The organism is Porcipelethomonas sp. (assembly GCF_051893655.1).
GTDB lineage: Bacteria > Bacillota > Clostridia > Oscillospirales > Ruminococcaceae > Porcipelethomonas.
Genome location: NZ_JBJFHN010000078.1, coordinates 1 through 15,293 on the forward strand (window position 1 = coordinate 1; position 15,293 = coordinate 15,293).

General features: G+C 38.7%; 14 protein-coding genes and 1 pseudogene. 9 read left to right on the forward strand and 6 right to left on the reverse strand.

Annotated elements, in window-relative coordinates; translation table 11 throughout:
* The 5 genes from ACI4WO_RS04550 to ACI4WO_RS04570 all read right to left on the reverse strand — a co-directional run.
* Nucleotides 1-1,122: sensor histidine kinase (locus ACI4WO_RS04550; RefSeq protein WP_439806375.1), on the reverse strand; the 1,122-nt coding region annotated here is incomplete at its 3' end.
* Nucleotides 1,109-1,777, reverse strand: a complete 669-nt coding sequence (locus ACI4WO_RS04555; RefSeq protein ID WP_439806376.1) for a response regulator transcription factor — start codon at nt 1,775-1,777, stop codon at nt 1,109-1,111. The genes ACI4WO_RS04555 and ACI4WO_RS04550, both read right to left, overlap by 14 nt.
* A gap of 36 nt (nt 1,778-1,813) precedes the next feature.
* Complete coding sequence (locus tag ACI4WO_RS04560; RefSeq protein ID WP_439806377.1) at nt 1,814-2,581, reverse strand: ABC transporter ATP-binding protein; 768 nt, start codon at nt 2,579-2,581, stop codon at nt 1,814-1,816.
* Between the two features lie 11 nt (nt 2,582-2,592).
* The gene (locus ACI4WO_RS04565; protein WP_439806378.1) at nt 2,593-4,962 is read right to left on the reverse strand and encodes an ABC transporter permease; all 2,370 of its coding nucleotides are present in this window, start codon (nt 4,960-4,962) and stop codon (nt 2,593-2,595) included.
* Nucleotides 4,963-5,160: 198 nt separating this feature from the next.
* Complete coding sequence (locus ACI4WO_RS04570; protein WP_439806379.1) at nt 5,161-5,784, reverse strand: TetR/AcrR family transcriptional regulator; 624 nt, start codon at nt 5,782-5,784, stop codon at nt 5,161-5,163.
* Between the two features lie 161 nt (nt 5,785-5,945).
* Here ACI4WO_RS04570 and ACI4WO_RS04575 point away from each other — a divergent pair, with 161 nt between their 5' ends.
* The 9 genes and pseudogenes from ACI4WO_RS04575 (at nt 5,946) to bsh (ending at nt 13,998) form a co-directional block, all read left to right on the forward strand.
* On the forward strand, nt 5,946-6,908 hold the full coding sequence (locus ACI4WO_RS04575) for an alpha/beta hydrolase (RefSeq protein WP_439806380.1): 963 nt from the start codon (nt 5,946-5,948) through the stop codon (nt 6,906-6,908).
* A gap of 22 nt (nt 6,909-6,930) precedes the next feature.
* The gene (locus tag ACI4WO_RS04580; protein ID WP_439806381.1) at nt 6,931-8,340 is read left to right on the forward strand and encodes a condensation domain-containing protein; all 1,410 of its coding nucleotides are present in this window, start codon (nt 6,931-6,933) and stop codon (nt 8,338-8,340) included.
* Nucleotides 8,341-8,353: 13 nt separating this feature from the next.
* Entirely contained in the window at nt 8,354-8,581 is a 228-nt protein-coding gene (locus tag ACI4WO_RS04585) for an acyl carrier protein (protein WP_439806382.1), read from the forward strand.
* A 10-nt stretch (nt 8,582-8,591) separates the two neighbouring features.
* Complete coding sequence (locus ACI4WO_RS04590) at nt 8,592-10,142, forward strand: AMP-binding protein (protein ID WP_439806383.1); 1,551 nt, start codon at nt 8,592-8,594, stop codon at nt 10,140-10,142.
* Nucleotides 10,143-10,159: 17 nt separating this feature from the next.
* Nucleotides 10,160-10,522 carry an SCP2 sterol-binding domain-containing protein gene (locus ACI4WO_RS04595; RefSeq protein WP_439806384.1) on the forward strand — a complete coding sequence of 121 codons (363 nt, stop codon included), beginning with the start codon at nt 10,160-10,162 and terminating at the stop codon, nt 10,520-10,522.
* Between the two features lie 166 nt (nt 10,523-10,688).
* Nucleotides 10,689-11,390, forward strand: a pseudogene (locus tag ACI4WO_RS04600) (amino acid ABC transporter substrate-binding protein); the annotation flags it as partial.
* Between the two features lie 129 nt (nt 11,391-11,519).
* Complete coding sequence (locus tag ACI4WO_RS04605; protein ID WP_439806403.1) at nt 11,520-12,170, forward strand: amino acid ABC transporter permease; 651 nt, start codon at nt 11,520-11,522, stop codon at nt 12,168-12,170.
* Between the two features lie 13 nt (nt 12,171-12,183).
* Nucleotides 12,184-12,945, forward strand: a complete 762-nt coding sequence (locus ACI4WO_RS04610) for an amino acid ABC transporter ATP-binding protein (protein WP_439806385.1) — start codon at nt 12,184-12,186, stop codon at nt 12,943-12,945.
* 75 nt (nt 12,946-13,020) lie between these two features.
* Nucleotides 13,021-13,998 (forward strand): choloylglycine hydrolase, encoded by a 978-nt coding sequence (gene bsh / locus ACI4WO_RS04615; protein WP_439806386.1) that lies wholly within the window; start codon nt 13,021-13,023, stop codon nt 13,996-13,998.
* Between the two features lie 96 nt (nt 13,999-14,094).
* On the opposite strand, the gene ACI4WO_RS04620 is transcribed toward bsh, so the two are convergent.
* Entirely contained in the window at nt 14,095-15,228 is a 1,134-nt protein-coding gene (locus ACI4WO_RS04620; RefSeq protein ID WP_439806387.1) for a suppressor of fused domain protein, read from the reverse strand.
* Between the last annotated feature and the right edge of the window lie 65 nt (nt 15,229-15,293).

A 15,293-nucleotide genomic window follows, 5' to 3' on the forward strand; every position in this document is an offset into this window, starting at 1 on the left:
GCTGCCTTTTTCGTTTTCAGCATTTTCACCTCTCCAGAAACTTTCAAAAATGTGGGGCAGTTCGTTTGTGGAAAGGGTACAGCCGCTGTTTCTGACAGTAATAAGCAAACTGCCGTCCTCTTCAGAAAATTGCAGCCTTATGCTTTTTCCGTCACCATATTTAATCGCATTTTCTATTACATTCTGCAAAACCTCAACACTTCGCTCAAGGTCGCCGAACAATATACAGTCCGTATAGTTTTCAACGTTAAAATATGTCTTTATCAGCGAAAGCTTTTCGCTGTAATATGCGTTGATTTTACTGATAAGTTCTGATAAATAAAACTCATCATTGCTGACATCAAGACATAGAAAATCCTCCCTTGATGCAGTAATGATCTGTGAAACATAGCTTTCTATCTCATCAGCTTTGATATTGATGCTTTCAGCAATTTCAATCTGTTTCTCTCTGTCATCATATAGTCCCTTTGAAAGTGCCTTTGCATAAAGCTTTATGGCGGACAGCGGCGTTTTAATATCATGTGACAGGGATAAAAGCAGCATTTTCTTATCTCGCTGCAAATCAAGTTCACGCTGCTTCTGCTGTTCCATATTTTCACGAAGCAGGTCAACTCCCCAGATAAAATTGCCAAAAAAGCGGCTTTTATTTTCTTTTATCGGAGGCGTAAGATTACCTTTTGACAGTTCGTAAGGAACATTTGTCAGCTTTTCAAAAGGTGACAGAATCTTTATTCGTATAAATATCAGAACTCCTGTAATTACTGCAGACATAATACCCAGAATTATATTTACCATAAGTATCACGCCGTTTTTATCAGGCTTTCTATCCGCTCTGTAGTCGAAACGATAAAGCTCATCGTTTATTTCACGTACTACATAATTACTGTCGGTATCATAAAATCTGTTGCTGTATTTTTCAATATGCGTGACGTATTCGCAGTCTGACATGTCCATACTGTCAAAGCCGTTCTGTTCAATTTCAAATGCAAGTCTGTTTATCTCCACACGATAGGGTCTGCCGCAGTTTGTATGATCCAAAGAGGTAAGTAACAGATTGGCTCCCGCAAAAATCAGTATTATCGTTGCAATTACAGCAGCAAATATCTTGTTAAACGCTTTCATATTTGTAGCCTATGCCCCACACAGTCAGAATTTTTCGTGGATTTTTCGGATCATCTTCAATTTTCTTACGAAGCCATTTGATATGTACTGTTAGGGTCTGCTGTTCCGAAAAGCTGTCACTGCCCCAGATCTGATTGAAAATATATTCCTTGCTCAGAACCCTGCCCTTGTTTTCCACAAGAAGCACAAGCAGGTCGAATTCCTTTGAGGTCATGTCAAGGAGCATATCCTTTTTATACACCCTGCGGGTGATTTTATTTATGCGGATATCGCCGTCGATAAATTCGTCAACAGCATATCGTCGCTTGAAAATGCCGCCTATCTTTGCAAGCATGATGTCAATGTCATATGGCTTTTCAATGTAATCGTCCGCACCAAGAACAAGTCCGTTCAGCTTGTCCTCCTTTTCAGTTTTTGCACTTACAATAAGAATAGGTGTGTTGCTTTCCTCACGTATCTTTCTGCACACCGCAAAGCCGCCAATACCCGGCAGCATAATATCCAGTACAATAAGCCTTGCGCCGTACTTTTCATACAGCGACAAGGCTTTTTCACCGCTTTCCGCAACAGATACTGTATAATTTTCCGCACGGAGAAAATCACACAGTAATCCGCTCAGTTCCTTGTTGTCTTCCACGATCAGAATATCGGTCATAACAGATCCTTTCCAAGATGTGACCGCTGATAATACTTACCACCCAAGTTCCAGCAGCCAGTTGTTCAGCGCCCGTTCACGCTCTCTTATCTGAGAGCCATTTTCATACTTATCTAAATTATACTCTCCTTTTATGTTTCCGTCAACTATGTAAAGCACTCTTGTACATTTGGCCGCAACCTTTACGTCGTGGGTAACAAGCATAATCGTTGTACCCTCACTGTTGAGCTTTGCAATCTCCTCCATTACCTCATCGGAGGAAGTGCGGTTTAATGCTCCCGTCGGCTCATCTGCGAAGATTATCTTTGGTCGGTTTATCATGCTGCGGCAGATGCAGGCACGCTGAAGCTGTCCGCCGGAGACTTCATTGATGTCATTGTCGGCAATGTCGATAATGCCTAGTTTGCGCATAAGCTCCTGACCATGCTGTGCTGTTTCCCTGCGGCTCTCCGTATTCTTTTTCGACTGGCAGGCAGGAAGAATAATATTGTCCAGTACGGTCAGATTTTTCAGCATATACATCTGCTGAAAGATAAATCCCATTTCGTCAAGCCGGAGACTTGCAAGTTCCTTTTCATTCATTCCGGCAATGTTTTTTCCGCAGAAGTCCACTTCGCCGGCAGTAATACTGTCCATTCCAGAAACTGCATAGAGCAGCGTAGACTTGCCTGAACCCGAAGGTCCCATTATGGCGACCATTTCCCCCTCCGAAACGGTGAAATTTATATTTTTCAGAATGTTATTCTGTCGCTTGTTTACTATATATGTTTTGCAAAGATCCTTTACTTCAAGAATTTTTTCCATTTTGTTTCCTCCTATTCAATGTTGGAAATATCCGATGATTTTATTGTTTTTGTATACAGTGCAGTAAAGAATGTACCAAGAAGTATTGCCGCTGTTATAAAAACTGGATATATCACAAATATCTCTAAAGGTCTGATTTCATATTCTACTCCGTTAATGGCGCCCATCATTGAAAATACAGGGTCTATACAGAGTTTCGTCAAAGGTATATTTACCAGCAGAGAAATTACAGCAGCTATAATGCCTGCAACTGCAAACCTGAGTATATGTATCATAATAACTGAACGGCTTTTTATTCCCGTAGCTTTCATAAGTGCAATTTCAGATTTTTCCTTTGTGATGAACGAGCGTTCCATAAGTATGCCTATCATTGCGGTGATTATAAGGGATAAAACAAGCACCATATTTTTTACGTTACTTACAATATCCGCAGCACCTGTTGAATCTTTTACAAATTCCTCAGTATTGAATACCTTTTCTGTATCAAAAATCTCTTTTAGCTTTTCTTTCCTTATTTCTATTTCAGCCTTGTCAGGATTGTCGTCAAAATCTATCTGGAAAGAAAATGCGCTTGAAATCTCATAATCAGGTATGCTTACACTTTCGTGAAGTCTGCCGCTTTCGCCTAACTGACACATACTTTGAAAAAATGCGGTTACAATATATGTTTTCTCCTCTCCGTCAATACCTATTTGAACTTCATCACCGATCTCTGCACCAAGCTTTTCGGCAAGCTGTTTTGTAAGTGCAATTTCATTTTCGTATTTTGGCGCAGTACCTTCGCTGTATGTATAATCACTTGCCTTTGTACTTTTGCATTGCTGAAAAGTAGTATTAACTTTTTTATTGCCTTTAGTAACCGGCAGTATAAACATCCGTTCGATCGTAACTTCTCCCGGCATATTATTTTCCGCAAGGATAGTTTCTATATCGTCAAATACTTCCTCAAAGGTTTTGCTTTTACCTATTACCTCAATGATACGTGAGGTGTTTGTATAATACAGATCACTTTTCTGTGTTCCGAAAAGGAACAGAAGCTTTTCACTGTTTAAGGTGTTGGCTGTGTTTGCAAGAATCATTACAAGCAGCATACATATTGTAAATACAACAGTAATTACAGAAAACTGTTTCGGACTGCTTACAACATCATTAACAGCCATAAATACCGTAGAATTCAATCTGCTTTTTCCAAGATTCAGAAAATTTTTTCTTGAAAACCTTTCACCAGTCTGACCGTTTCTTACTGCATCAATGGGTGAAAGTTTTTTAATTTTTCTTGTACAGTTCCAGCAGAAAAGCATTATTACAAACACAACAGCAATGGCGCATAATATGCCTGTAAGCATGGAATTATCGTTACTTAAAACCATATTCTCACTTACATCTGAAAGCAGCATCTTTCCGAAAGGAATATTTGCAAAATATCCGATAAATGCTCCGACTACAGAAATGCTAAAATATTTCACAAGATAAAGCATGCGTATGTAATCATTTCGTATGCCCAGTGCTTTCATTACTCCTATTTCTCTGAATTCTTCGCTGATAGTAAAATTAATTGTAAATTTAAGCACCACAAAAGATACAAGTATAAGACATACACTTACAATAAGCAAAAGTCCTGCAACGATCATATTCATTACATAAGTCATTTTTATTGTGGACTTTGTTCCGCTGAAAAGAATATTTTCGGCATTAGCCATAGTTTTTTCCAGAGAGGAAATATCGCTTGAATTTACATAATATGCTTCTCCAAAAAGACCTTCGCTGATATTTTCATAAGAATAAAGCTTGCGGTAATCTTTATCATTAAGAATGCAGCGAGGGTTGCTCATCATATCACTGCCAAGAAAAGCATCCTTTGCAATTCCTGCATATTCAAGGTCAAGCGTGGTATTTCCAAAACTGATACAAATTTTATCCCCCACTTCTTTTGAAATATCCTTGGCAAGGGGCCCCGATAAATATACTTTGCCTTCCGGAACATTTTTTATTACGTTATCCTTGCTGTCAAAATAATTGAGTTTTGCTTCGCTAATTGACATAATAATTGCCATATTTGAAAAATCAGAAATTTTTTCTCCTTTTTCATCGGTAAAATTATCCGAATAACCGCAAAGAAATTTTTCACTCTTAATTTCTGAAACAGACTTTTCTTCTTCCAGAACAGACTTAATGTTATTAGTTTCATCTGTGCTGTTTGCAATTATATAATAATCCGTCATACCAGCTTTTTCAAAATAATTATCCAGTCCGCTTACAACAGTGATAATATTATTCACACTGCTTGCCATGAACATCGCCGCCATAGTAATAAAAATCAACAGAATGACATTCATGGTCTTTTTTCGTTTAAGGTCTTTTTTGAGTATTCGCAGATACATTTTTATACCCCTTTCATTGTTGTAATTCCATTGTAGCATTAAAATTATTAAATAATCCTTAAATCTGATCTCAGGGAAAAGGAATGTAAAAACTGTAAGATGTTATTCCAATCCAGGGAGAAACTCTGTGACAATGAACTTTTGAAGTGTGATTATGCATATAAAAAAGGAGGTTTTGTAAAAAACCTCCTTTCAGCATCAAGAACTACTGCTCATATTATATAGAAAATCAAAACTTCCGGGTTCAGTTTTCAGGCAGACTTCTAATACTCCGGCGAATATTTTCAGCTTGTTTTTCATGCTTACACTGTCCTCAGGAAAACTGTTGTCATCCAATAAAAAAGTCAGGACAGCCACAATAATTTCAGCACTTTCTTTGGGCGTATCAGTTTTTATAGAACCTTCCTTGATGCCCTGCTGTAAAAGTTCAGTAAGTATAGGAGATACCTCCTGTATTGCAAAATATTTCATTTTATTATGAAGCAGTATATCATTATTCAGATGAAGGGTTACAATCAGATTTTTTTCATTGTCCTTAAAATCTTTTTTTATTATACTTTGAAATAGTTTCTGGATTTTTTCAAGAGCCGGTACTTCCGACTGGGATTTGACACTTTCAATATATTCATGAACAGCCCGTCTGTAACTGCGTTCAATGACTGCATAAAGAATTTCATCCTTGCTTTTAAAGTAATAATATATACTGCCTTTTCCGATTCCGGCTTTTTTCGCAATAGTATTAACGGATATGTCCTTGTATGGTACAGAAGACATCAGCTGTTCCATTGCGTCAAAAATTAATTCCTTTTTATCACTTTTCATAGGATACACACTACCTCTGCGTACTTTTTTTCAATTATATCACAAACTTGCACCTTTGACAATAAAAATTTTTTCAAATACTTGACCGCCGGTCGAATTTATGTTAAAATTATTATAAACCAATTTCGACCGTTGGTCGAAAAAACAGAAGGAGCGGTCAGATGAAATCATTATTAGTCGCAGCCGGAATTGCCGGAGGTATTGCCGCAGCAGGTTGTGCAGCAGCAGTCGGGGCAGCAACGCTGTTTAAACGTGTTATACCCAGACAGGATGAAGTCAGAGTAGATCTGAACGAAATGGCAGATATGGCAAAGTGGGAGGAATATAAAAAAATCATTCACCCAAATAAAGAATGGCTTATGCAGAGAAATATGGAGGAAGTAACAATCAGATCCAGAGATGGCCTGACCTTGCATGGATATTATTTTGCATCAGACAATCCGACGGATAAGCTTGTTATAGCATTTCACGGCTATACCAGCTGCGGACTGAATGACTGCTCATCCATATCGGCTTTTTTATTAAAACAGGGCTTTGATTGTCTTATAGTAGATAATCGTTCCCACGGCAAAAGCGATGGAAAATATATCGGTTTCGGAATACTTGACCGGTATGACTGTATGTCATGGATAAAATATGTAAATAATCGGTTTGAAGGAAAAAAACAGATTTTGCTTTTTGGAATTTCAATGGGTGGAGCAACTGTCCTTATGGCTTCCGGATTTCCTGATCTGCCTGATAACGTAAAAGCAGTTATTGCAGACTGTGCTTTCACTTCTCCATATGATGTATTTGCACATATTTTAAAAAGAGACTATAAAATGCTGCCGTTTCCGGTAATGAATATAAATGACGCTTTATGCCGCAGAAAGGCAGGCTATGGATTTAAGGATTATTCTACGCTTACTGCCATGCAGACTAATAAATGCCCGACGCTGTTTATTCATGGAAAGGATGATAATTTTGTTCCTACATGGATGAGCGAAAAGAATTATGAAGTGTGTGCAGCACCTAAAGAGCTGCTGATTGTGGAAAATGCTGGACATGCGGCAAGTTATTATGAGAACGTTCCTCTGTACGAAAAAAAGGTATCGGAATTTTTAGGCAAATATATGTCAGAATGATGTTGATCGAAAGGAAATCCATATGAAAGAATTTACTGTTAATGGTGCAAGTTTAAAATGCTATCCCCTTACAGCAGCACAGAGAATGCATAATTATACTATCAAGTATTGTCCCTGCCATCAGGTACTGAACATAGGAACAGGTCTGTATGTTCAGCAGGATGTGGACTTTAAGCTTCTGAAAGAGGCAATTTATCAGGCATATGAACGGTTTGACTCAATGCGTCTGCGTTTTATCAAAGATGAAGACGGCACTGTTTATCAGTATGTTATGCCGTTTGAAGAAAGAGAAATTGGTTTCTGTGATTTTTCAAAGTGGAATGAAGAAACTGCACATAATGAAATGAGGAAATGGACAGCAGAACCTTTTGAACGTTACAATTCGCCTATGAATAAAGTGGTTATGGTAAAGCTTCCGGGAGGATATAACGGTATTTATCTTAAGGTTGATCACATGACAATGGATTCCAGTTCCATTATTGCTTTTGACCGTGATGTGCTGGAGCTTTATTGTGCAAAAAAATACGGTACTGAAATGCCTAAACCGACTCAGTCATACATAAAGGCAGTAGAACGGGATCTGACTTATGAAGCAGATTCGGATGCACGTAAGAGAGACGAAGAGTTCTGGATGAATGAACTGTCCAGAGATGAACCTATGTATACTGACTTTACCGGAATGGGCAGACTTCTTACTCAGCGCAGGGAAAACGGAAATCCGAATCAAAGAAGTGCAGTAATAACATCAAAAAGTCTTGAAGCGGCAATTTCCGTATATCACCTTGAAGCGGAGCCGTCTGAACGACTGATGAAATTCTGCCTTGATAATAATGTGCCTATGGCAAGCCTTTTGCTTATGGGACTGAGGACAGTTCTGTCACAGTTCAACAACAATGAAAAGGATGTATCAGTAAAGACCAATGTTGCCAGACGAGGTACTTTGCTGGAAAAACGTTCAGGAGGTACACGAATACATTTCTTCCCTTTGCGTACTATTTTAGAGCCTGAAATGACTTTCCTTGACGGAATACGTGTTATCCAGACTGAACAGAACCGAATTTTCCGTCATGCAAATTTTGATCCTATAGAGCTTACCATGCGCCGTTCAAAGCACTGGAAGCTTGCTCCCGGTGCAAGCTATGAAAGTATAAGCCTTACATATCAGCCGCTGACGCTAAGACAAAGAGATACCACTCTTCCGGATATAGACTATAAAAGCTACTGGTATTCAAACGGTGTTGCCGCACAGCCTCTTTATCTTACAGTTATGCATCGTGTGGAGGATAACGGACTGAATTTCAATTTTGAATATAAAAAGGATGTCGTTACCGCACAGGAAATGGAGTGTCTTTATTATTACCTTTGCCGTGTTCTGTTCCGTGGAATTGAAGATAAGGACCGTACAATAGGTGAAATTCTTGAAATGATTTAAAGGAGAATCTGAAATGTTTGAACAGTTAAAAGAGCTTATCTGCAATTATGTTGACGTGAATCCGGATGATATTACTCCGGAATCAAGATTTATTGAGGATCTGGGCTTTAATTCATTTGATTTTATGAGCCTTTTGGGAGAGGTTGAAGAAACAATGAATGTTCAGGTCGATGATCAGGAGATAATTAATCTTCATACAGTGGAAGAAGCGGTTAAATATCTGGAATCAATCAGGAAGTGAGGGACAGCTAATGGATAAAAGCTCAGTTAAAACTCTGCTGGATTTAATAAAACAGTCAAGTAATGAATATAATGATAAAATATTTTTAAAAGAGAAAAACGGAAAGGAAATTAATGAAAAATCATTTTCCTGCTTTTATGAAGACAGTCTTCGTGTATGTGCATTTCTGAACGGAATCTCAAATGACGGAAAGCTTCATGCAGCAGTTATCGGTCCCACAAGCTATGCTTATCTTGTAAGCTATTTTGGTACGGTAATTGGAGGCAATGTAATTGTTCCCCTTGATGCTCAGCTTGCCTGTGATGATATATGCGAACTGCTTAACAGGTCTGATTCGTCTGTATTTTTCTATGATTATCGTTATGAACCAATGCTTCCTGTAATCAGAGCTTCATGTCCCGGAGTAAATACGTTTATATCTTTGCAGCAGACTGAAACCTGCGAAAATTCAATTTCCTCTATACTTGAGAATTTTTCACCTGAGGAAATTCCGCCGGTTTCACCGGAATCACTGGCAGCAATTGTATACACTTCCGGTACTACCGGAAAAAGCAAAGGTGTTATGCTGTCACATGGAAATCTTATTGATAACACTATGTGTCAGGATAATGAAAGCTCTCCGGAGGATACTCTTCTTACCGTTTTGCCTGTTCACCATGTTTACTGCTTTACGTGTGATATTCTGCTGTCCCTCAGGTATGGCGCAACAGTATGCGTAAATGATTCAATGATGCGTATTTCTCAGAATCTTAAACTGTTTCAGCCGACTCTTATACTGCTTGTTCCAATGATTGCGGAAACTATTTATAAACAGATCATGGCGGCGGCAAATGCCAAAAAGGATATACCGCCTGCGGCTATTGCAAAGGCAGTATTCGGCGGAAGACTTAAAGGAATTTACAGCGGAGGTGCTTATCTAAGCCCGGAACTTATTAAGGAATATAAGGCTTTTGGAATCCCAATGGCTCAGGGATACGGCATGACAGAGTGTTCACCGAGAATTTCTACCGGCACTCTTGACAGTGAAAGCTGCGGAGATGTAGGTGCAATTGTAAACGGATGTGAAGTTAAAATTCAGGATGGAGAAATAATGGTAAAAAGTCCGTCGGTTATGATGGGGTATTACAAGGACACTGAAGCTACATCAGAAGCTCTGACAGAGGACGGATGGCTTCATACCGGAGATTTAGGTTATGTTGATGAACAGCGCCGTATTTTCATTACTGGACGAAAGAAAAATCTTATTATTTTAAGCAATGGGGAAAATGTATCTCCTGAGGAGCTTGAAAATAGATTTGCATTAGTAAATATGGTATCTGAGGTACTTGTATATGCCGAGGACGGAGTTATTACAGCAGAAATATATCCGAATAATGATATATGTGCTGAAATGAATACAGAAGAAATCGGTAAAGAGCTTAATGATGAAATTCAGCGTATCAATCAGACTTTGCCGTCTTCCAAAACTATCCGCAGACTGCGTATACGTGATAAGGAATTTGAAAAGACTACATCTAAGAAAATAATTCGCCGACAGTCAGACAAAGGTGTTATTGTTTAAGAAAGGACTTTTATATTATGACTTATGAAGAAGTTTTTAGTAAATCAAAAGAGATTATAATGAACAGTGATGTAAGCGGCATTGACAGCAATCTTGCTATTGAAATTGATATTGTCGGAGAAGGCAGCGGTGCGTTTTATATTGAACTGAAAAATGGTGTTTTGTCTGTTGAACCGTATGAATATTATGACAGGGACTGTAAATTTATAGTAACTGCTGAAAATTTTTTAAAGCTTGCAGATGGCTCTCTTGATTCAGTTTCTGCATTTATGACAGGCAAACTTAAGGTTGAGGGAAATATGGAAAAAGCTTTGGAATTCAAAAAAATTGCTGATTCTGTTAAGAATAATAAGAATAAGAAAAAAAGAAGAAAAGCTTAACTGACAAGAAAGCCGAATTGAGTTGCCGGACAATTTAACTGTCCGGCAGCTTTTTTATAATCTGATTGTAATATTGTCTTGAAAAGTCAGGGCTTATTTGATATAATTAATTTATCAATTCACAAGGAGCATGAAATTAATGAAAAGACATAAGAAGCATTTTATTATGCTGATCGCAGCGGCGTTGCTTTGTACTTTTGTACTTGCGGCTCTGACCGGATGTTCTTCCAAAGAAAATGAAGATTTTATTGTAGGATTTGACGCTGAGTTCCCTCCATATGGTTATAAGGATGAAAGCGGAGAATATGTAGGGTTCGACTTAGACCTTGCAGAAGAGGTTTGTAACCGCAGAGGCTGGAATCTGAAAAAACAGCCTATTGACTGGAATTCAAAAGACATGGAACTTAAAACCGGTTCTATTGACTGTATCTGGAATGGTTTTACCATGAACGGAAGAGAAGATAAATATACATGGAGTACACCATACATAGACAATTCTCAGGTTGTTATTGTGAAAACTGATTCAGGAATTGAAAAACTGGAAGATCTGTCCGGAAAGATAGTTGCCGTCCAGACAGACAGTTCCGCACTTGCGGCACTTACTGGTGATGATGCTTCTGAGGAGAATGTAAAGCTTTGCCAGTCATTTGCAGAACTTCAGCAGGTAAGCGATTATAACAGTGCTTTTTTGAATCTTGAGTCAGGTGCGGTAGATGCTATTTGCATGGATATCGGCGTAGCAGCTTATGAAATAGAATCAAGGGGAGGCGGATTTAACGTTCTTGATGAACATATTTCATCTGAAGAATATGGTATTGGATTTTTAAAAGGAAATACTGAGCTTCGTGATATGGTTCAGGAAACTCTGATACAGATGCTTGAGGACGGTACATTTAATGAGATTGCGCAGAAGTGGAATCTTCAGTCAAGTGTCTGTCTTTCTGCTGAAGATGAGGTTATGGATAATGACGCAGATTATAACAATGAATCACTGGCAATGAAAATCTGGAGTATAACAAAACAGATTTCTGTCGGATTTTTATCTACACTTGCAATTTTTGTTCTGACGCTTATTTTTTCGCTGCCGCTGGGACTTCTTATTGCAGCAGGAAGAATGTCAAAATTTGCACCTCTCAGATGGATTGTTAAACTGTACATATCCGTTGTGAGAGGAACTCCGCTGATGCTTCAGCTGCTTGTAGTATTTTTCGGGCCACATTTTATTCTGGGAATAAATACTCCTCCGGGATATCGCTTTTATGCAGTGATTATAGGATTTACACTTAATTATGCCGCATACTTTGCTGAAATTTACCGTTCGGGAATTCAGGCAGTTAATAAAGGTCAATATGAAGCATGCACAGTTTTGGGATACAGCAGAATGCAGCAGTTTTTCAAAATAGTGTTCCCCCAGATGGTAAAAAATATTATTCCGTCTGTAACAAATGAAGTTATTACCCTCGTAAAGGATACTTCACTGGCATTTGCTTTGTCTTATACAGAAATGTTTACTCTGGCAAAACAGGTTGCTGCTGCTGAAGCAACAATAATTCCATTATTTGTGGCAGGAGTTTTCTATTACATCTTTAACTTTATTGTTGCATTTATTATGGAAAAAATTGAAAAGAAAATGAATTATTTCAGATAAAGGGGGAATAAACATGAATTTACTTGAAGTCACAAACTTAAAAAAGAGCTTTGGAGAACTGGAAGTACTTAAGAATATAAGTTTTTCAGTGTCAGAAAGCGAAGTTATTTCAATAATCGGTCCTTCCGGTTCCGGAAAATCAACATTGCTGCGCTGTCTGACTATGCTGGAAACAATTGACGGCGGAAGCATGACTTACTGCGGTGAGCAGGCAGTAAATGACGAAAGCGGTGTGCCGGTATATGCTGATAAGGCGGTGCTTAAAAGAATACGCAGTTATTTCGGACTGGTTTTCCAGAACTTTAATCTTTTTCCTCATTATTCTGTTATGAAAAATATAACTGATGCTCCTGTTCATGTACAGAAAAGGAATAAGGAAGAGGTATATAATGAGGCAAAAATTCTTCTGAAAAAAATGGGGCTGGAAGATAAAGGGGACTGCTATCCATATCAGCTTTCAGGAGGACAGCAACAGCGTGTTGCTATTGCGAGAGCTCTTGCAATGAAACCCAGAATGCTTTTTTTTGATGAGCCGACATCTGCACTTGATCCGGAACTTACAGCAGAAATACTTAAGGTTTTACGGGAACTGGCAGCAGAAAAAATGACAATGGTTATAGTAACACATGAAATTGATTTTGCAAAAAGTGTGTCTGAACAGGTTATTTTTATGGATGGCGGTTTAATAGTTGAAAAGGGAAAACCAGAGGACGTTATTGATAATCCGTCTAATGACAGAACAAAAGCTTTTTTGAAAAAGATGATTGAAAAATAAAGAGAATTAAATTTGGAATATTTAAAGAATTTATGGTTCAGAATATTGTAAATTATAAAAAGGAGAATTAAAGAAATGTGTACAAGTATAGCTATGAAGACCAGGGATTTTTACTTTGGCCGTAATATGGATCTGGATTATGGTTTCGGAGAACATGTTGTTATAACTCCGAGAAATTATCCTTTTGAATTCAGAAAGGCAGGTATGCTGAAACATCATTATGCGATGATCGGTATGGCATCAGTTGCGGATAATTATCCGTTGTATGCAGAGGCTGTAAATGAGAAGGGACTTTGCATGGCAGGACTTAATTTCCCTGAAAACGCATATTATCCTCATGAAGAAAACTGCAGTAAACAAAATGTATCACCCTTTGAACTGATACCATGGCTGTTAGGAAAATGTGCTTGTGTGGAAGAAGTCAGAAAGCTTCTTGCTATTACTCATGTAATTGCAATACCATTTAGTGAAAAATTACCGCTGGCTACTCTTCACTGGCATATTGCCGATAAAAATGAATCTATTGTTCTTGAAGTCACAAAGAGCGGAATGCATATTTATGATAATCCTGTCCATGTAATGACAAATGATCCGACGTTTGATTTTCACATGACTAATCTCAGCCAGTACCTGAATCTTAATGTAGAGCTTCAGGAAAATTGTTTTTATAAATCAGCCGGAGTAAAGCCTTTCGGAAAAGGTCTGGGAAGTTTTGGCCTTCCGGGAGACTTCTCGTCAGCATCCCGTTTTGTAAAATCGGCTTATCTGCTCCTCAATTCAAACTGTAAGGATGATGAGGACAGCAGCGTTTCTCAGTTCTTTCATCTTCTGGATTCTGTGGCAGTTGTAAACGGCAGTATTATTACCAGTCCGGACAAATGTTACCTGACAACTTATTCATGCTGTGCAAATGCCGATAAGGGGATTTACTATTATAAAACTTATGATAACAATCAGCTGACTGCTGTAAATATGAATCATGAAAATCTGGATTCTGATTGTCTGAAAGAATTTGCAATGGTTAAATCTCAGCAGGTGTCGTGGGAAAACTGATTTGACATCTGTTATCTTTTTCAAAATACTTTTTAGATAAGCTGAAACCCCCGGTTTTCTGACCGGGGGTTATATATTAAAAAATTACTTTTTTTATCATACTTCGCTTCTGATTTTACAGAATTCCGTAAAATAATGGTCAATATACACTTTCATACCTTTATAAAATGTCTCATCATAGGGAATGAACAGATACGCCTCGTCCTGAAATTCCTCGGAATTGTAGCGTTCCTCACCGAAATATCGCAGGGCATAGTCATCTACATCTGCCGGATAGCACGGACCGTCATCATGGGAATGGTCATAATAGTACGCTGCAAACTGTCTGCCAGTTTCATTGAAGATCGTACGGTACAGCATTCCGGAAAATTCATCCCGGATAAGTTCCCGGAGATCCACTCTGCCATCCTTTGACCTGACAGAATTCACAGCATCTTCGAAATCTTCCAGAAACTGATCACTCATGAGATCATGCTCAATGCACCAGCGCAGGTAAATTGCCATGTGATTATATCCCGTGATCTCGTCCAGAGGCAAATTTTTTTCTCGTATGGAGCCTGCATGCCAGTCCTCACAGTCCATAATGTCCGTACATACATTACAGCGTCGGATATCCAGAACATGTCCCACAGCTCCAGCCATGAGATCCAGAAGAGGGTCTGTGCCGTATTTAATCTTAAATGACATTTCCTCAGCATAAATAGGGAATACCTGATAGAAGTTTACCTGTTCTCCATCAGGAAGCTCGCACACGCAAGCGTCTTCTGCATAGGCACCAGGACTGAGCAGCAGGGCTGCACACAGTTTAGTATTTTCCGCAAATGGTTTCTGATTGTCAATGGAATGCCCCCAGCCTAACCAGGTTTCGCATTCGATGGGTAACCGTGCCAGACTTTTCAGCAGACGAATCACCCAATAATCTTTTTCATCCTCGCTGTCCAGTTTCCAGTCAGGCGGCAGGCAGATGAGCATTTCTGCCCGTTCCAGTCCCTCTTCTGCCAGTTCTTCAGGTACATCCATACGGTGTGCACCCATGCCCTGAGTTACAAGAGTGATCCAGTTCCTTTCTGGCGTAGGTGGTATGATACAGATATCCACATGGATATCCGGGGAAAAAATCTCGTGGAATACTTGTGTATATTCTCCGAAATATTGTTCGATATGGTTGTCTAATGCGTCCAGTTCTTCTTCAGTGTACGTTTCCGGCGCAAATTCTTGTTCTTGTTCCATATGATGTCATCTCCTTATGTAATAAAAGTTGCTCGTGCTTGCTTTTTTATAAAAAATGTCTTGAC